A 16,863-nucleotide genomic window follows, 5' to 3' on the forward strand; every position below is an offset into this window, starting at 1 on the left:
ACTCGACGCCGATGGTGCGCTAAAGCTCCGCCGGGACGACGGGGCGATCGAGCGCATCACCGCCGGTGACGTCTTTTTCGGAGAGGGCTGAGGCGCGCCAATGCTGCTGGCGATCGAACAGGGCAATACCAACACGCTGTTCGCGGTGCACGACGGAGAGCGTTGGACCGCCCAGTGGCGGGCCGCGACCCACTCCAACCGCACGGCGGATGAGTATGCCGTATGGCTCTCGCAGCTCTTGTCTATGGCGGGGCTGGCGATCGGGGCATTCGACGGCTGCATCATCTCCAGCGTGGTGCCGCAGTCGATCTTCAACCTAAGAAATCTTGCGCGGCGTTATCTGAAGGTCGAACCCCTTGTCGTCGGCGAGAACGTTGACCTCGGCATCCCCGTTCGGATCGACAAGCCTTCCGAAGCGGGGGCCGACCGGCTGGTGAACGCCATCGGCGCGCATGCGGTCTATCCGGGATCGCTGATCGTGATCGACTCCGGCACCGCAACGACATTCGACGTCATCGCCGCGGACGGCGGATTCGAAGGCGGGGTCATCGCGCCGGGCATCAACCTCTCCATGGAGGCGCTGCACAACGCCGCCGCCAAGCTACCGCGAGTGGCGATCCAGAAACCTCAGCGGGTGGTGGGCACAGACACGGTCGTGGCCATGCAGTCGGGCGTGTTTTGGGGTTACATCGCGCTGATCGAAGGGCTGATTGCTCGGATCAAGGCCGAGCGCCAGGAGCCGATGACCGTGGTGGCGACCGGGGGAGTCGCCTCGCTCTTCCACGGGGCTACCACCAGCATCGATCATTTTGATCCTGATCTAACCATCCGCGGCCTTCTCGAGATCTGGCGGCGCAACGGAGCCGCCTCGCCATGAAGGCCAGACCCGACGACGAGCTCGTATTCCTACCTCTGGGTGGGTCGAACGAGATCGGGATGAACTTCAACCTTTACGGGTTTGGCCCGCCGCATGACCGCCGATGGATCGTGGTCGATCTGGGCGTGACGTTCGGCGACCAGACGACACCTGGTGTCGAAGTCATCCTGCCGGACCCGGAGTTCATCGAAGAACACGCCGACCGCATTCTCGGCATCGTGCTGACCCATGCGCATGAGGATCATGTCGGCGCGGTGGCATGGCTCTGGCCGCGCCTGCGGGCGCCGGTTTACGCGACCCCCTTCACGGCCTTCATTCTGCGCGAAAAGCTGCGCGAGGCGGATCTGCTGGATGAGGTGGAGATCCATGAGGTCGCCCTGGGTGGGCGCATAGAGCTGGGTCCGTTTACGCTCGACCTGATCACGCTCACCCACTCGATCCCAGAGCCCAACGGCCTGGCGATCCGCACGCCGCTGGGTGTGGTGCTGCATACGGGTGACTGGAAGATCGACCCCGACCCTCTACTGGGCGGGCTAACTGATGAGAGCGCGCTCCGCCGCCTGGGCGATGAAGGTGTGCTGGCGATGGTGTGCGACTCCACCAACGTCTTCGTGGATGGCCGGGCGGGATCGGAGTCCGGCGTCCGCGACGCCCTGATCCCGCTGATCGGCGGTCTGAAGGGCCGCGTGGCGGTCGCCTGCTTCGCGTCCAACGTGGCCCGCATGGACAGCGTGATCCGCGCGGCGGAAGCCAATGGTCGCCGTGTCTGTCTGGCGGGGCGGTCGATGCATCGGATGGCAGCGGCGGCGAAGTCGGTGGGGCTGATGCAGGGGATCAAGCCGTTCCTCGACGACGGAGAAGCCCGGCGAATGCCGGCGGAAGCCGTGCTCTATCTCTGCACGGGAAGCCAGGGCGAGCCGCGCGCGGCGCTGGCGCGCATCGCCGAGGGGACGCACCCGCATGTGAACCTCGGCTCCGGCGACGCTGTGGTGTTTTCCAGCCGCGTCATTCCGGGCAACGAAATCCCGATCCGCAACCTGCAGAACAAGCTGACCGAACGCGGCGTCCGGCTCTACACCGAGCGTGACCATCCGGGCATTCACGTTTCGGGCCACCCTTGCCGGGATGAACTCGCCGAGATGTACAGCTGGGCGCGACCTGAGATCGCGGTGCCGACCCATGGCGAGCGACGCCATCTTCTGGAGCATGCCGCGTTCGCCTCGGACCTGCAGGTGCCGCAGCAGGTCACTCCCCGTAATGGCGATATGGTCCGCCTGGCGCCCGGCCGGGCGACGATCATCGACGAGGTTCCATCCGGGCGCCTGTTCGTGGATGCGGGCGTGCTGACCCCGGAGAACGGCGAGGCGCTGCGCGTACGCCGTCACGCGGCTCACAACGGGATCATCGCCGTTTCGGTGGCGCTGGACGGGCGCGGGCGGATCGTCTCCGGACCGCAAGTGCGAGCCTTGGGTCTGCCGGGTGACGCGGACCAACCTCTGGACGACGCCCTGGACGAACTCGCCGACGCGGCGGAGTCGGCGCTCCGGCGGCTCAAGGGAGACGTCGCCGAGCAGGACGAGGAAATCGAGAGCGCCATCAGCCGCGCGGTCAAGAAGACCAGCCAGCGTCTCTGGGGCCGGCGGCCGGTAGTGGAGACCACGGTACTGCGGATCTGACGGTTGAGCCCTCGGCCCGCGCTTCCTATCTGAGAGGGGCGAGACTGGTGGTCGCCGGTCCCGCGATGTATCCGCGACATGGGACCCAGTGTCGCGCCGGCCCGGGCGGTGCTTGAAAGGCCGCCTGACCGTCCACATAAATCCCCGCCTTCCGACCCTAGAACGGGCGGACGGGTCGTCCGACTCAGATGCAAGGTTTCCCCAAAGGGGTCAGCGTCCGGGACTTTCGAACCAGCGGGCGCGGCTCGGCCAGATGGCGGGCCAGGAGTGAATGAGAATGTCCGACACCCAGATCCTGCCGATCCTGCCGCTGCGCGACATCGTGGTGTTTCCACACCAGCCGGTGCCGTTGTTTGTTGGGCGGGAGAAGTCCGTGCGCGCGCTGGAAGAGGCGATGCGCGTGGAGGGCAAGCAGATCCTGCTCGCGACGCAAAAGGACAAGGACGATGACGATCCCTCGCCCGCGGCCATCTATGATGTAGGTGTTGTCGCCACAATCCTGCAGCTCCTGAAGCTGCCGGACGGAACCGTGAAGGTGCTCGTTGAGGGCAAGTCCCGCGCCGCCATCACCCGGTTCACGGGCGCCGAAGCCTTCTACGAGGCCGAGATCGGCCCGATCGTCGAGACGGGGGCCCAGTCGGCCGAGGCCGAGGCCCTGAGCCGCGCAGTCGTCGAGCAGTTCGAAAGCTATGTGAAGCTCAACAAGAAGGTGCCTCCCGAGGCGCTGGCCGCGATCCCGCAGATCGACAATCCGTCGGAGCTCGCCGACCGCATCGCCGGCCACCTGTCGGTCAAGATCGCCGAGAAGCAGCAGCTGCTCGAAGTGTTCGATGTCGTGAAGCGCCTGGAGAAGGTCTACGCCCTGATGGAGGGCGAGATCTCGGTCATGCAGACCGAGAAGAAGATCCGCAATCGCGTGAAGCGGCAGATGGAGAAGACGCAGCGAGAATACTACCTCAACGAGCAGATGAAGGCGATCCAGCGCGAACTGGGCGAGCAGGATGACCAGCGCGACGAACTGGCCGAGCTCGAAAAGCGCATCCGCAAGACCAAGCTATCGAAGGAGGCCCGCGCCAAGGCCGATGCGGAGCTGAAAAAGCTCCGCAACATGAGCCCGATGTCGGCTGAGAGCACGGTGGTGCGTAACTACCTTGACTGGCTGCTGTCGATCCCGTGGGGCAAGGCCAAGCTGAAGGCCATCGACCTCGCCAAGGCTGAAGCGATCCTGGAAGAGGATCACTACGGGCTGGAAAAGGTGAAGGAGCGGATCCTTGAGTACCTGGCGGTACAAAGCCGCGTGGGCTCGCTCAAGGGTCCGATCCTGTGCCTGGTGGGTCCGCCAGGGGTGGGCAAGACCTCGCTCGGCAAGTCCATCGCCAAGGCGACGAGCCGCGAGTTCGTGCGCGTCTCGCTGGGCGGGGTGCGGGACGAGGCCGAGATCCGTGGCCACCGGCGCACCTACATCGGCTCGATGCCGGGCAAGATCATTCAGTCGATGAAGAAGGCGAAGACGACCAACGCCTTCTTCCTACTGGACGAGATCGACAAGATGGGCGCCGACTGGCGGGGCGACCCGTCCTCAGCGCTCCTGGAAGTGCTGGACCCCGCGCAAAACTCCACCTTCGGCGACCATTATCTGGAGGTGGACTACGACCTCTCGCCCGTCATGTTCGTGACCACAGCCAACTCGCTCAACATGCCCCAGCCCCTGCTGGACCGAATGGAGATCATTCGCATCCCCGGCTACACCGAGGATGAGAAGGTCGAGATCGCGCGGCGCCACATCCTGCCGAAGCTGACCACCGATCATGGGCTGAAGCCGGACGAGTTCATTGTGCCGGAGGACGCGATCCGGGGCCTGATCCGTTACTACACACGGGAAGCCGGTGTGCGGAACCTGGAGCGCGAGCTGGGCAATCTCGCCAGGAAGACCGTGCGCGATCTCGGTCGGGAGTCGGTCACTGCGATCACCATCGATGACGAGCGCCTGGCCCGTTACGCCGGCGTGCGGAAGTTCCGGTATGGCGAGACGGACCAGGAGGATGCGGTCGGCATCATTACCGGTCTGGCTTGGACCGAGTTCGGCGGCGACATCCTGACCATCGAGGCGGTCAAGATGCCGGGCAAGGGTCGGATGTCGATCACCGGCAATCTCAAGGACGTGATGAAGGAGTCGATCGCCGCGGCGAACAGTTACGTCCGCAGCCGAGCCACCAAGTTCGGTATCGAGCCCCCGTCATTCGAGCGCACGGATGTTCACATCCACGTGCCCGACGGCGCCACGCCAAAGGATGGCCCTTCGGCCGGCGCGGCCATGGCCACCGCCATCGTGTCGGTCCTCACCGGCATTCCGATCCGGTCGGACATGGCGATGACGGGCGAAGTGACCTTGCGCGGTCGCGTGACGGCGATCGGCGGCCTCAAGGAAAAGCTGCTGGCGGCGCTGCGTTCGGGCGTGAAGACGGTGCTTATTCCGGAGGAAAACGAGAAGGATCTCGCGGACATACCGGACAATGTGAAATCCGCGCTGGAGATCATTCCGGTTTCCAACATGGACCAGGTTCTGGCGCGCGCTCTGACCCGGCAACCGACGCCCATCGATTGGGACGAGACCGCGCCGGTTGTTGTCCCATCCGAGGAGCCCGACGCTTCGGACGGGATGGTCGCGCACTGATCCTGTTCAGCTGAACCGCGAGCGCGGCGAGGGGGCGTAGCCCTCGCCGCGTGTCCGCTTGACGTATGGGCCACGACGGGCGTTGACTTCCAGCCAAGTCGTGGTGGGCGCTGGTCCAAGACCTCCCGCGACAGTGAAAGAACTTGGGCTGGGAGACCTTGAACATGACGAAGGCGGAACTCGTCTCGGCGATCGCCGATCGGTCTGGGCTGAACAAGACTCAGGCGAAGGACGCGCTGGACGCCTTCATCGAGTCGGTATCGTCGACCTTGAAGTCGGGTGATGAGGTGCGCCTTGTCGGCTTCGGCAGCTTTGTGCCGGTCAAGCGCGCCGCGGGCATGGCCCGCAATCCTCGCACCGGCGAGCGCGTGAAGCGTCCAGCTTCGTCGACCTGCCGGTTCAAGGTGGGCGAAAGTCTGAAGTCGACATTGAACGGCTGAAACGCGCTTGCTCCAGGGGGAGGCGACGCCTAAACCGGCCCTCCCGTGGAAGCACTCCTAATCTCTACCGGCGTGGTCGCGGTCGCCGAGATCGGCGACAAGACCCAACTCCTGGCTCTGCTGCTGGCGGCGCGGTTCCGCCGTCCGGTTCCCATCGTGCTGGGCATCCTCTGCGCCACCTTGCTGAACCACGCGGCGGCCGCGACCTTGGGTGTCCTGCTGGCGCGATGGCTGAGTGGCGAGACCTTTCAGTTGATCGTCGGGCTGGCGTTTCTGGCTATGGCGGCCTGGGCGCTGATCCCCGACAAGGCCGATGACGGCGGGACGGGGGGCAGGGGCGCTGGCGGTGTGTTTCTGACGACACTGGTGGCGTTCTTCCTGGTTGAGATCGGAGACAAGACCCAGATCGCCACGACTCTACTGGCCGCACGGTTCGAGATGGTCTGGGCGGTCACGGCAGGCACGACGCTGGGGATGATGCTGGCCAATGCGCCGGTGGTGTTTCTCGGCGACGCGCTCTTGCGACGGGTTTCGCTCAAGTGGGTGCGGATCGCCGCCGCCGCCATCTTCGCTTTGATCGGCGCCTGGATCATTCTGAATATGCTGTGACGGTCTGGAAGCGACGAGTCCGCTGTTCTATGGGTGGCGCAAGGGCGGCTAGCTCAGCTGGTTAGAGCACCTCGTTTACACCGAGGGGGTCGGGGGTTCGAATCCCTCGCCGCCCACCAGCCTTCGCGGCCCTTGCGGGGCGCTTCGGCTTGGCAAGCCAGTTGGGGGCGCGATGCGGACGCGGCGCTTGGGATCGACGGGGCTTTGGGTTTCTGAGCTTGGGTTTGGCTGCGCGAGCTGGTGGGGCAAGGCGGCGTTTGATGAGCGGCAGGCCGCGGCCCTCGTGCACGAGGCCATCGCGGGCGGGGTGAGCCTATTCGACACCGGCGCAGCCTATTCGGAGGGTCAGGCGGAACCCAGGCTAGGGCGGGCGCTGAAGGGGCGGGATACTTCCGATCTGATCATCGCCACCAAGGTCGGAACGTGGTTCGAAGGCGGTCGGATCGTGCGCGACATGAGCCCTGTAGCGGTGGTCGCGAGCGCGGAGCGGAGCCTGTTGCGGCTGGGCCTCGACCGGCTGGACATACTGCAGCTGCATGGCCCGGCGGTGGCGGAACTGACCGATGACCTGCTGACGGCGCTGACCGAGCTCAAGACGCGGGGGCTGGTCCGCGCCGTGGGGGTGAACAGCTTCGATCCTGAGGTCATCGCGCACGCGATCACGCTCACGCCAATCGATGTGGTGATGGTCGACTACAATGTGCTGAGGCCGGAACGCGAGGCGTTGATCGGTCGGGCGCGGGCGTGGGGGAAGGGCGTCCTGGCAGGCATGCCGCTGGCCATGGGTCACACACGGCCGATCATGGCGCGCCTGAAGGCGCCCCGCGACCTCTGGTACGCTGCGAGAGGAGTGGTGCGGCACGGCGAGGAGATGCGGCTGGGCGCGCGGTTCCGGTTCCTGCACGATTTGGAAGGTTTCACCGGCGCCCAGGCGGCCCTGGGCTTTGTGCTGGAGAACCCGGATGTGAGTGCAGCGGTGTTCGGCACCACGCGCATCGCGCACCTGAGGGAGAACCTGGCGGCTTCGGGCCGGGCCTATCCCGCGGCGGTGATGGCCAGGATCCGCGCCGCGCAGATGTGAGCGGTTGTGACGTTGGGTGAGGACTTCCGCCGACGCGCCCGGCGGCGCATCCTCTTTGTGAAACGCTGAGCTGGACTGGACCCCATGGCTGATACGACCGCCGCCATCGAAGAGAAGCTGAAGGACGCCCATTTGCCAGCGCTGCTGGCCGCCCTGGTCCACCTGACCGGCGAGACTGACTGGCTGCAGGACGCCTGGAAGCCCACCTACAATCCACTGTCGCGCGGCGACACCGGCATCCCGGAAGCGGAGCAGGCCAAGATACGCGCCCGGGCGGCGCAGGTGATCGCGGCGCATCTGGCGGGCCAGGCGCCGGCCCCGGTGCAACCGGATGTGACAACCCTTCGGCGGCAGATGGACTTCGTGGCGGGCGCCGCGATTCCCGAGGGCTATGTCGACTTCCTGCTGGACGAACTGGCGCTGGCCGGGACCAGCAGCAAGGATCCGCAATTCGAGGCGCCGGCGCTCAAGGCCGCGGCCCGGAAGCTGAAAGTGCTGGTGGTCGGCGCCGGCATGTCGGGCCTCTTGACCGGCATCCGTCTGAAGCAGGCGGGCGTGGCCTTCGAGATTGTCGACAAGAACCCCGATGTGGGCGGCACCTGGTTCGAGAACACCTATCCGGGCTGCCGGGTGGACAACTCCAACCACATGTACAGCTACTCCTTCGAGCCTAACCACGCCTGGCCGCAGCACTTCTCACCCCAGCCAGAGCTCCTGAAGTATTTCCAGGGGGTCGCCGCCAAGCACGATCTCAAGAAGCACATTCGCTTCGAGACCCTGGTCGAACAGGTGGCCTGGGATGATCGCGCCCAGCTCTGGCGGGCGACGCTGAGGCGCAAGGACGGGAAGACGGAGACCGTCGAGGCGACGGCGGTGGTCACCGCCGTAGGGCAGTTGAACAGGCCGCGCTATCCGGAGATCGAGGGGATCGGCACGTTCGAGGGGCCGGCCTTCCACTCCGCCGAGTGGCGCCACGACGTCGAGTTGAAGGGGAAGCGCGTGGCGGTGATCGGCACCGGCGCCTCGGCCTATCAGTTCGTTCCGGAGATCGCACCGGAGGTGGCGCAATTGACGGTCTTCCAGCGCAGCCCGCCCTGGGGCCTGCCCGTGCCGCACTATCACGAGGATGTGCCGGAGGGCATGAAGTGGACGCTGGAGCACGTGCCGCTCTACGACAAGTGGTACCGGTTCTGGCTGTTCTGGATGACGACCGAGGGCTTCCTGCCGATGGTGAAGTCCGACCCGAGTTGGAACGGCTCGCCCGATGCGGTGGGACCGGAAAACGCCATGCTGCGGGAGATGGCGACCCAGTCGCTGAAGGCCCAGGTGGCGGACCGGCCGGACCTGGCCGCGAAGGTGATCCCGGCCTATCCGATCGGCGGCAAGCGCTCGGTGCTGGATAACGGCGTTTGGCTAGCGGCGCTCAAGCGCGACAATGTCGAGCTTGTTACACACAAGGTCACCCGGATCACGCCCAATGGCGTGCAGACCGCAGATGGGCGGACCCATGAAGTGGATGTGCTGATCTACGGCACAGGCTTCCAGGCCGCGAACTTCCTGTCGTTCCTGAAGATCAAGGGTCGGGGCGGGCGTGACCTGCACGAGACCTGGGGCGGCGATGCGCGAGCCTATCTGGGGATGACCCACCCGGGCTTTCCGAACCTGTTCACGATCTACGGGCCCAACACCAACATCGTGGTCAACGGCTCGATCATCTTCTTCTCTGAATGCTCGGTGCGCTACATCGTGGGCGCGCTCAAGCTGCTGGCCGAGACCGGGGCTGTGGCGATGGAGCCCAAGCAGGCGGTCTATGACGACTTCAACACCCGAGTGGATCAGGCCAACGCCGGCTGGGCCTGGGGCTCTCCCAACGTGTCGAGCTGGTACAAGAACGACTTCGGGCGTGTGAGCCAGAACTGGCCCTTCGGCCTGATCGACTACTGGCGCGCGACGCTCAAGCCAGAACCCGGAGACTTCGAGCTGGAGCTGGCGGTCGAGCCGGTGGGGTGATTCGCCCGGAGTTTATGGAGCGTGTGAGACGGCGCTGATCGGGCTGATCCTGCCGTCTTGTCGGCGCAGCGAAGCGACCAGCGCGCGTCGCTTACGATGACAAGCGACAACGACGAAATGTAATGTGTGCTTGACGCGCCGCTTTGTGTCGTGTTTACTTGTCATACAGACAAGGAGACGCGATATATGACTCGAGAGCGAAAAAGATTGTTCGCGGTCGGTGGGCTGCTGGGGGCCGGATTTGCGACCGGGCTTCTGGTGGGGCTGGAGCCGTTCGGGGCGTTGACGCCGCCACCCTGGTTAGTCCTTCTGCTGGTTGTCGCGGCGGTCGTCGTCGGCTTCGGCGTGAGCCTGTTTTGGTGGCGGCATCTGGATGAGGTGGCGCGCGAGGCGCACAAGTTCGCCTGGTACTGGGGCGGATCCGGCGGACTTGCGCTGGGCCTCGCGCTGGTGGTGTTCGTGGATATCGGAGGGCTCGCGCCACCGCTCCTGGAGGGATCTTCAGTGCGGGAAGTGTTCGTCGCCGGCGCGCTATCCGTGATGGTAGCGCAGGTCGCCGGATACGCTGCGGCGTGGGCCGGTTGGTGGTGGGCCCGCCGATGAGACGCCTCAGTTCAGACGTGTTGCTCGTAGCCTCAGGTGTCGGCGTCGCCGGCTTCTGTCTGGCCGGATTGGTTCAATGGGTGCTGGGATGAAAAACCGTCTCAAGGTGCTTCGGGCCGAGCGTGATTGGAGCCAGGCTGACCTCGCCGCCCGACTGGATGTCTCGCGCCAGAGCGTAAATGCGCTGGAGACCGGCAAGTACGATCCGAGCCTTCCGCTGGCGTTCAAGATCGCACGCCTGTTCGGCTTGCCCATAGAGGAGATCTTTCAAGACGGCGCCACATGAGATGGCGGGCGTTGGTTGAGAAAGATCAAGTCCCGTGGGTTCGCGATAGGCCACATTCGCTCTTGTAGAGGGGCGCGCAGCGAACTGCGGGCGGAAGGAGCGGACATGATCCTGGCGCATGGCGATGTGATCGCGGTTGTGGACGGCTCAAAGTTCGAGCTGTTCCGAAACCAGGGGAGCGAAACCGAGCCCGGACTCGCGCCGCTCCCCACGCCGGATTTGCGCGAGGACAACAAATCCGCCGGATCACGGCATCACACCAGCTCGGGCAATCCCACGGGTCATCAGCTGGATGAAGACGCACATGCGGCCGCCGTGACCAAGTGGCTGAACCAGCAGGTCCTCGGACACAAGATCGCACGACTGGTGGTGATCGCCGCACCGAAGACCCTCGGCGAGATGCGTCGACACTATCACAACGCTTTGCGCTCGACCCTGATCGGCGAATTGTCGCTGGACCTGGCGGGGCGTGGGGAGCAGGCGGCGCTGCGCGCGATCAAGGGCGCCTGACTGCCGAAGGCCCTGAGCCGAGATTTGCCGGTCGACGGGAAGCGCAACATCTATCGAGAGCCAGGGGAGGCGGAAGCCAAATGTACAAGTCCATTTTGATCCCGACGGATGGGTCGGAGTTCGCCGCTAAGGGCGTTGAGACAGGGTTGTCGCTCGCGCGCAGCTTCGGCGCCAAGGTCACATTACTGATGGTGAGCGAGCCCCTGCCGACCTATGTCGGACTCGAGGCGACCGCGATGAGCGCCATTTTCGTGGACTATGACAAGATCCAGGCCGAGTCTGCCGCGGCGGTGTTGGCTGCGGCGAAACGCAAGGCCGATGACTTAGGTGTCGCGGCCGAGACGCACTATGTGTCGCGATCACAGCCGGCCGATGCGATCCTGGCCACGGTCAAGACCCATGGGAACGATCTGATCGTCATGGCGTCGCACGGACGCCGGGGCGTGCGACGGCTCATTCTGGGCAGTCAGACGGCGGAAGTGCTGGCCCAGAGCACGGTTCCGGTCCTGGTGGTCCGCTAAGCGCTTAGCGCGTCGGATTTGACGCCGTCAGCGCCAATAGCGCGAACGACGCCAGCCAGTGTTCGCCCATGTAGTCGCCCGCGACGTGGGGGAGGCTGGCGGCGATGTGACTCTGGGCCGTGGCTTCGGCGATGGGGCGGAGGGGATCGTCGGGAGGCAGGTGGGCGGCGATCTCGCGCCAGCACCAGGCGCGACTGAAGTTGACGCCGTCGAGGTGGGCCATCTGGCCATCGCTTCGGTCGGGGGAAACGGCTGGCGTGAACAGGCTCTCCGGGCGGCCCAGGTGGGCGGCCGGCAGGTAGTCGCGAAACCAGACCTGAAACGTGGGCCCAGGCATTGCGCGGATCATGCAGGCGGCCGTCATCAGGGTCGGGGAGAGGAAGTCGTTGAGCGACGGCTCCCATCCTTGGGCGTCGCGATCGGCCGCGTACCAGTCGCACACCCGGGCTTGGAGGCGGTCCTGTAAGGCGTGGTCCTGGGCGGCGTTGGCGTAGTCCAGCGCCAGCGCGGCGGCGAAGGCCGTAGAGGAGTGGACGCCGGTGCGTACCGGGTATGTGGCCTTGGGCAGGAAGGCGTGGAACCGATCGGCGAAGGCGTCGGCCAGGGGTTGATGGATGGCCGCCCAGGGCGCGTCATGGGCCAGGAGCTCGGCCTGAAGTTTCAGGAGCCATGCCCAGCCGTAGGGCCGCTCGAAGCCTCGGGCGGAGGGTCGGTCGAGATAGGCGCGCTCGGCCTCGACCTTGGCTGGCGTGAAGGCGGCTTCGAACAGAGCCCGGATGGCAGCCGCCTCAGGTATGGCCGGGTGCAGCCGAAGCAAGGTCGCCAGCAGCCAATAGCCGTGGACGCAGGAGTGCCAGTCGAAGCTACCGAAGAAGATGGGGTGCAGGTCTCGCGGACCGCGCACGTCGTTGGGACCTTCCAGGACATGGTCCATTTTGTTGGGGTATTCGCGCGCCACATGGCCGAGCGCGATCCGCGCGAAGGAAGAGGCGAGGGCAGGGGTCAGCATCGATTGATCCATGCGTCCGCGAGATCCAGGAAGCCGCTGACCGAAATGGTCTCGGCGCGGGCGGTCGGATCGAGGCCAGCCACCCGGATGAGCGGTTCGCCGCCCAGCGACTTCAGGCTGGAGCGCAGCATTTTGCGGCGCTGGCCGAAGGCAGCGGCGGTGACGGTCTGCAGGGCTTGCAGACGTTCCGGCGAGGGGCGATCGACGCGCGGCGTGAGCCGGACGACGGCGGAGTCGACCTTGGGCGGGGGAACGAAGGCGCGAGCCGGGACGTCGAGAACGCGGGCGGCGTGGCTGGTCGCCTGGGCCAGCACGCCCAAGCGGCCGTAGGCGTCCTCTCCCGGCGCGGCGGTGATCCGGTCGGCGACTTCCCGCTGAAACATCAGGGTGAGGCTTCTGGGGGGGCGAGCGGTGGTGATCCAGCCGACAAGTAGGGGCGTGCCGACGTTATAGGGAAGATTTGAGACCACGTGATCGGGCGCGGGATCGAGTGTGATCTGCAACGCGTCGCCAAAAATGAGATCGAGCGCGCCGTTCGAGGCGTTGACGACATCCTCCAGCAGCGGACGAAAGCGAGCGTCTTTCTCGACGGCGGTGACGCGGGCGCCGGTTTCCAGCAGGGCGCGGGTGAGTCCGCCCGGGCCCGGGCCGACCTCGAGCACGTGATCCCCAGGTCCGACCTCGGCGAGCCGGGCGATGCGCCGGGTAATGTTGAGATCAAGCAGGAAATGCTGCCCATAGGCCTTGTTCGCCCAGAGGCCATGCGCCTCGAGCGCGGCGCGCAGGGGCGGCAGAGAATCGAGGTTCACCCGCGTCGCCCGGCGATCTCGGCGGCCAGGTGGATCGCGGCGATGAGGCTGTCCGGACGCGCGAGGCCCTGGCCGGCGATGTCGAAGCCGGTGCCGTGGTCGGGCGATGTCCGGACAATCGGCAGGCCCAGCGTGACATTCACGCCGCCCCAGAAGTCGAGCATCTTCACCGGGATCAGCGCCTGATCGTGATAGAGGCAGATGGCGGCGTCATAGGTGGCGCGGACCTCTGCCGGGAACATGGTGTCGGCCGGATAGGGCCCCTTGGCGTCGACGCCCTCGGCCTGAAGTGCGGTTACGGCGGGCGCAACGATCTCGATCTCCTCGCGGCCAAGCGCGCCGCTCTCACCCGCGTGAGGGTTGAGGCCGGCGATGGCCAGCCGCGGGCGGGCGATGCCGAAGTCGCGGATCAGCGCCTGGGCGGCGATGCGGCCGGTGCGGACGACCATCTCGGTGGTCAGAAGAGCGGGCACGCGGGCCAATGGCTCGTGGATGGTCACCAGCACGGTGCGTAGATCGCCGGCCGCCAGCATCATCGCAGGTCCACGTTCTCCCGGATAAGGCGCGGCGGCAGTGAGTTCGCCCAGGAACTCGGTGTGGCCGGGGAACCTGAAGCCCGCCGCATAAAGCGGAGCTTTGGCGATGGGCCCGGTCACGACGGCTGCGGCCTCGCCCGAAAGCGCCAGCGCGGCGCCGCACTCGATCCAGCGGATGACAGCGGGGGCGGCGGAGGGCTCGGGGCGCCCGGGGGTGACCATCGCGCCGACCGGGTCGTGCAGGACGGGCAGGGCCGTGGGAAAGACCGCCCGGGCCTCGGAGAGTTTGGTGATCCGGGCGGTCGGGACGTCGCGAAGCAGGTCGGCGTCGCCGATCACCGCGAAGGCGGGCCCGGAGCTTTGCAGCGCCCGCCACGCGCCCTGGACGATCTCCGGCCCGATGCCGGCGGGGTCGCCGAGCGTGAGCGCGAGGGGCGGGCGCGTCACTTCGTCTCGATGGTGGCCGAGTTGCGCAGGTCGCGCATGTAGCGCCGCGCGATCATGCTGAGTTGCTGGCTGAACAGGCGCTGTTCGATTTGCTCCTTGTCGACCGCGCCGCCGCCGGCTGCACGACGGCCGCAGACGGCGATGAGGTGCAAGCCGGCCTGAGTGCGGATCGGATCAGAGACCTGGCCGACCTGCAAACCCTCGGCAGCCTCGCGGAACTGGGGCGCCAGATCGGCGGCTTCAGCCTCGCCCAGGTCGCCTGCGACGACGCCTTCGACCCGGGCGGCGGTGGCTTCCAGCGTGGCGCAATCGCGGATCTGAGGCTTAAGCGCCGCCAGCTTGGCGCGCGCGGCGGCTTCGGCCTCGGGGAGCGCGCCCGCGGGCAAACCGACGGCCGCCTGCTTCAGATTGACCAGCGTCGCGCCGCCACCGGCGCGCTTGTCACGCAGATAGAGAATGTAGACACCGTCTCGGGTTTGCACGGGCTGGGAGAGCTGCCCCGGGCGCATCTGTTCCAGGGCCGCCACCACCTCGGGCGGCATGTCGCCTGCGCCAACCCAGCCGGCGTCGCCGCCGTTGGCCGCGGTAGGAAGGGCCGAGAATTGACGGGCGACGGCGGCGAACGGCGCGCCCTGTTGCATCTGGGTGACCAGCTGTTGTGCGCCGGCCAACGCCTGCGGCATGCCACCGACGCGGCTGGCGTCGATCAGGACCTCGCCGATCTGATACTGCGGTTTGGCGGCCTCAGCCTCAAGGCGGGCCTGAGTGGCGGCGATCTGGTCGTCGCCGACCCGCAGGCGTGAGCCGTAGCGGCCGCGGATCCAACGCTGCCAGCTCATCTGAGCGCGGATCTGCTGGCGTAGGGTGTCGACGCCGATGCCACGCGAGCCGAGGAAGGCCTGAAACTGCTCCCGGCTCATGTTGTTGCCCTGGGCCATGGAGGTGATTTCCTCGTCGACCTCGGTGTTGTCGGCGACGATCTCCATCTTCTGATCTCTTTCGACCCGACGCAGTTCCTGGAATTGCAGCTGTTCGTCGACCAGCGAGATGAGGGCCTCGCGCTGGAACTGGCCCAGGTTCTCCTCGGTAGGCTGTACGCCGGAGGTGGCGATCAGCAGCCGCATGCGCTGGGCGAGATCGTAGGTTGAGACGATGTCATCGTTGACCACGGCGGCCACCGATTCGGACAAACCGGCCGGGGCGACCGGCGCAGCGGGCTGCTGGGCGCGGGCCTGGGGGGCTGCGCTGGCCGCGGCCAGGGCGCAGGCGAACACCACGCGCCGAGCGGCGGAGTTCATCAGGTAGCGCATCATTGAGAGGAGTTATCCTTGGTTTGGGGCCGCATCGGCCGTCATCCTACCTGTTGCCGAAATTGCCGCCCAATGTGGCGAGCGTTAGGCGCACTGAGACAGATTCGCTGGGCAGCAAGCGTCCGATAATGGTGTCTTCGCGCCGGTATATCACGTCCACGCGGAGACAGTCGTCGCGATAGAAGACGCCGACGTCGCGGATCACCCACGCGTCGCGTGCGAGGTCGCGGTTGCCATAAAGTGTGACGCCATAGTTGCGCGTGAGATTGATCTCTCCTCCGACATCGAGGTTCTCGCGGCGAACACCATTGATGTCGAAGTCGTCGGTCAGGTAGCGCACAAAGCCGGAGCCGTACTTGTTGGCGACGTTCGCGCCGGCCTCGAGGCGGCGGATGTCCAGGCTGTCGCTATCGAGACGGGCGCGGGTGAACAGCGAGAGGCCGCGGATCGGCTGGGCGTCGGCAGCGACAACCCAATCGGAGGCCTTGTCGCGCAGACCCGTGCGGGCGTTGAACACGGCGTTGCGTTCGGAGCGGAAACTGCGGCCGATCAGCAGGTTGGCGCGGCGGCCATCGTCCCACATCACCGCAGCGCGTCCGGCCATGTTGAGGCGCACGCCGTCCTCGTAAAGGTCGTACCCGGGGAACTTGTTGGCGCGGAACAGCGTGGTCTCGTCGAACTCGAAGGCGACGCTGTCCTCATTGAGATAGATCGGCTGGCCCCTGGCGTCGCGCCCCAGCACCACCTGCTTGGCTTCCGGGCTCGCGGCGAACTGAACCACCGGCTCAACAATGACGGTGGCGTCCCCCGCGCGGCGGAAGAACGGATATGTGATGTCGACCCCGGCGGTGGCCAGCATCCGCGCCATCTCATCCTTGCGGGTCGCCGATCCGACGCCAGTGAGGACATCCTCCAGCCGGTAGGCGTCCGCTCGAACCGCAGCATAGGGCTCGAACCTCAGGCCGGCGGTTGAAATCAAGGCCCGACGCCAGTCGAGTTCACCGGTCAGTCGCGCCGAGTCGAGGCCCGGCAGGCGGCGTGTGAGGTCGGTCTGGGATTGCTCGCGGCTCAGGACCACGGCGCTGGTATGGGCGCGCAGGCGCCCGCCCAGGACCTTGGTGGCGGGTTCGAAATGGCCCTCGACAAGCGGACCGATGATCGGGAAGACGCGGTCGTTTTCGCCGGTGTTGAGACCGCTGTTGAGATCGATGGCGCCGGGCCGCAGGCCCTGGATGGTCATGGCTGCGGCCGAGAAATAGGACCGATCGTCCTGGCGGATTGCGTAGACTTGGCTGATCAGTCGGCGGTCGTCAGCGACGTATGGCCCACGGGTCACATAGACTTTGCCGATCTCATACTTGTCGAAAATCAGGTCATCGGAGGCGCGCTCGGCGGTGAATCCCCAGAGCCACTTGTCGTCGATCTGGAAGGCGCCTCGGCCCAGGATGTAGCTGCGATCCGTCTC

The 16,863-nt window shown here is 66.2% G+C and carries 16 protein-coding genes, 1 tRNA gene and 1 pseudogene; 13 read left to right on the forward strand and 5 right to left on the reverse strand.

The features are described 5' to 3' along the window. The 13 genes and pseudogenes from ACIQ3R_RS06675 to ACIQ3R_RS06735 form a co-directional block, all read left to right on the forward strand. Positions 1-91, forward strand: a pseudogene (locus ACIQ3R_RS06675) (biotin--[acetyl-CoA-carboxylase] ligase); the annotation flags it as partial. Between the two features lie 9 nt (positions 92-100). Continuing rightward, positions 101-877: a type III pantothenate kinase gene (locus ACIQ3R_RS06680; RefSeq protein ID WP_397416525.1), complete on the forward strand. Its 777-nt coding sequence runs from the start codon at positions 101-103 to the stop codon at positions 875-877. Next, entirely contained in the window at positions 874-2,553 is a 1,680-nt protein-coding gene (locus tag ACIQ3R_RS06685; RefSeq protein ID WP_397416527.1) for a ribonuclease J, read from the forward strand. Before ACIQ3R_RS06680 ends, ACIQ3R_RS06685 begins: the two co-directional genes overlap by 4 nt. A 277-nt stretch (positions 2,554-2,830) precedes the next feature. Further along, positions 2,831-5,227 (forward strand): endopeptidase La, encoded by a 2,397-nt coding sequence (gene lon, locus ACIQ3R_RS06690; protein WP_397416529.1) that lies wholly within the window; start codon positions 2,831-2,833, stop codon positions 5,225-5,227. A 164-nt stretch (positions 5,228-5,391) separates the two neighbouring features. Further along, complete coding sequence (locus ACIQ3R_RS06695; RefSeq protein ID WP_397416531.1) at positions 5,392-5,667, forward strand: HU family DNA-binding protein; 276 nt, start codon at positions 5,392-5,394, stop codon at positions 5,665-5,667. A gap of 45 nt (positions 5,668-5,712) precedes the next feature. Further along, positions 5,713-6,276 (forward strand): TMEM165/GDT1 family protein, encoded by a 564-nt coding sequence (locus tag ACIQ3R_RS06700; RefSeq protein ID WP_397416535.1) that lies wholly within the window; start codon positions 5,713-5,715, stop codon positions 6,274-6,276. Between the two features lie 42 nt (positions 6,277-6,318). Then, a tRNA-Val gene (locus ACIQ3R_RS06705) sits at positions 6,319-6,395 on the forward strand. Between the two features lie 53 nt (positions 6,396-6,448). Beyond that, positions 6,449-7,357 carry an aldo/keto reductase gene (locus ACIQ3R_RS06710; RefSeq protein ID WP_397416537.1) on the forward strand — a complete coding sequence of 303 codons (909 nt, stop codon included), beginning with the start codon at positions 6,449-6,451 and terminating at the stop codon, positions 7,355-7,357. An 84-nt stretch (positions 7,358-7,441) separates the two neighbouring features. Continuing rightward, the gene (locus ACIQ3R_RS06715) at positions 7,442-9,367 is read left to right on the forward strand and encodes a flavin-containing monooxygenase (RefSeq protein ID WP_397416539.1); all 1,926 of its coding nucleotides are present in this window, start codon (positions 7,442-7,444) and stop codon (positions 9,365-9,367) included. A gap of 186 nt (positions 9,368-9,553) precedes the next feature. After that, complete coding sequence (locus ACIQ3R_RS06720; RefSeq protein WP_397416541.1) at positions 9,554-9,970, forward strand: hypothetical protein; 417 nt, start codon at positions 9,554-9,556, stop codon at positions 9,968-9,970. A gap of 88 nt (positions 9,971-10,058) precedes the next feature. Continuing rightward, positions 10,059-10,256, forward strand: a complete 198-nt coding sequence (locus ACIQ3R_RS06725) for a helix-turn-helix transcriptional regulator (RefSeq protein WP_397416543.1) — start codon at positions 10,059-10,061, stop codon at positions 10,254-10,256. Between the two features lie 105 nt (positions 10,257-10,361). Further along, positions 10,362-10,766 carry a host attachment protein gene (locus ACIQ3R_RS06730; RefSeq protein ID WP_397416545.1) on the forward strand — a complete coding sequence of 135 codons (405 nt, stop codon included), beginning with the start codon at positions 10,362-10,364 and terminating at the stop codon, positions 10,764-10,766. 80 nt (positions 10,767-10,846) lie between these two features. Beyond that, positions 10,847-11,287, forward strand: coding sequence for a universal stress protein (locus ACIQ3R_RS06735; protein ID WP_397416548.1), 441 nt, complete (start codon positions 10,847-10,849; stop codon positions 11,285-11,287). 4 nt (positions 11,288-11,291) lie between these two features. Here the strand turns inward: ACIQ3R_RS06735 and ACIQ3R_RS06740 are convergent, their stop codons facing one another. The 5 genes from ACIQ3R_RS06740 to ACIQ3R_RS06760 form a co-directional block, all read right to left on the reverse strand. Next, entirely contained in the window at positions 11,292-12,296 is a 1,005-nt protein-coding gene (locus ACIQ3R_RS06740) for a DUF2891 domain-containing protein (protein WP_397416550.1), read from the reverse strand. Next, positions 12,290-13,105: a 16S rRNA (adenine(1518)-N(6)/adenine(1519)-N(6))-dimethyltransferase RsmA gene (gene rsmA / locus ACIQ3R_RS06745; RefSeq protein WP_397416552.1), complete on the reverse strand. Its 816-nt coding sequence runs from the start codon at positions 13,103-13,105 to the stop codon at positions 12,290-12,292. Before rsmA ends, ACIQ3R_RS06740 begins: the two co-directional genes overlap by 7 nt. Beyond that, on the reverse strand, positions 13,102-14,088 hold the full coding sequence (gene pdxA, locus ACIQ3R_RS06750; RefSeq protein WP_397416554.1) for a 4-hydroxythreonine-4-phosphate dehydrogenase PdxA: 987 nt from the start codon (positions 14,086-14,088) through the stop codon (positions 13,102-13,104). The genes rsmA and pdxA overlap by 4 nt, the downstream gene beginning before the upstream one ends. After that, positions 14,085-15,401, reverse strand: coding sequence for a peptidylprolyl isomerase (locus tag ACIQ3R_RS06755; RefSeq protein ID WP_397416556.1), 1,317 nt, complete (start codon positions 15,399-15,401; stop codon positions 14,085-14,087). Before ACIQ3R_RS06755 ends, pdxA begins: the two co-directional genes overlap by 4 nt. Before the next feature lie 43 nt (positions 15,402-15,444). Then, positions 15,445-16,863 (reverse strand): LPS-assembly protein LptD (locus ACIQ3R_RS06760; protein WP_397416558.1); only part of this gene is annotated, 1,419 nt, incomplete at its 5' end.

Source organism: Phenylobacterium sp. (genome assembly GCF_044371015.1).
GTDB lineage: Bacteria > Pseudomonadota > Alphaproteobacteria > Caulobacterales > Caulobacteraceae > Phenylobacterium.

What these genes read in the sequence shown, in the direction of transcription:
- ACIQ3R_RS06725 (WP_397416543.1), top strand. Translation starts at nt 10,059, where the DNA reads ATGAAAAACCGTCTCAAGGTGCTTCGGGCCGAGCGTGATTGGAGCCAG.
- ACIQ3R_RS06735 (WP_397416548.1), top strand. Translation starts at nt 10,847, where the DNA reads ATGTACAAGTCCATTTTGATCCCGACGGATGGGTCGGAGTTCGCCGCT.
- ACIQ3R_RS06715 (WP_397416539.1), top strand. Translation starts at nt 7,442, where the DNA reads ATGGCTGATACGACCGCCGCCATCGAAGAGAAGCTGAAGGACGCCCAT.
- ACIQ3R_RS06720 (WP_397416541.1), top strand. Translation starts at nt 9,554, where the DNA reads ATGACTCGAGAGCGAAAAAGATTGTTCGCGGTCGGTGGGCTGCTGGGG.
- ACIQ3R_RS06740 (WP_397416550.1), bottom strand. Translation starts at nt 12,296, where the DNA reads ATGCTGACCCCTGCCCTCGCCTCTTCCTTCGCGCGGATCGCGCTCGGC.
- lon (WP_397416529.1), top strand. Translation starts at nt 2,831, where the DNA reads ATGTCCGACACCCAGATCCTGCCGATCCTGCCGCTGCGCGACATCGTG.
- ACIQ3R_RS06695 (WP_397416531.1), top strand. Translation starts at nt 5,392, where the DNA reads ATGACGAAGGCGGAACTCGTCTCGGCGATCGCCGATCGGTCTGGGCTG.
- ACIQ3R_RS06685 (WP_397416527.1), top strand. Translation starts at nt 874, where the DNA reads ATGAAGGCCAGACCCGACGACGAGCTCGTATTCCTACCTCTGGGTGGG.
- ACIQ3R_RS06755 (WP_397416556.1), bottom strand. Translation starts at nt 15,401, where the DNA reads ATGATGCGCTACCTGATGAACTCCGCCGCTCGGCGCGTGGTGTTCGCC.
- ACIQ3R_RS06680 (WP_397416525.1), top strand. Translation starts at nt 101, where the DNA reads ATGCTGCTGGCGATCGAACAGGGCAATACCAACACGCTGTTCGCGGTG.
- ACIQ3R_RS06710 (WP_397416537.1), top strand. Translation starts at nt 6,449, where the DNA reads ATGCGGACGCGGCGCTTGGGATCGACGGGGCTTTGGGTTTCTGAGCTT.
- ACIQ3R_RS06730 (WP_397416545.1), top strand. Translation starts at nt 10,362, where the DNA reads ATGATCCTGGCGCATGGCGATGTGATCGCGGTTGTGGACGGCTCAAAG.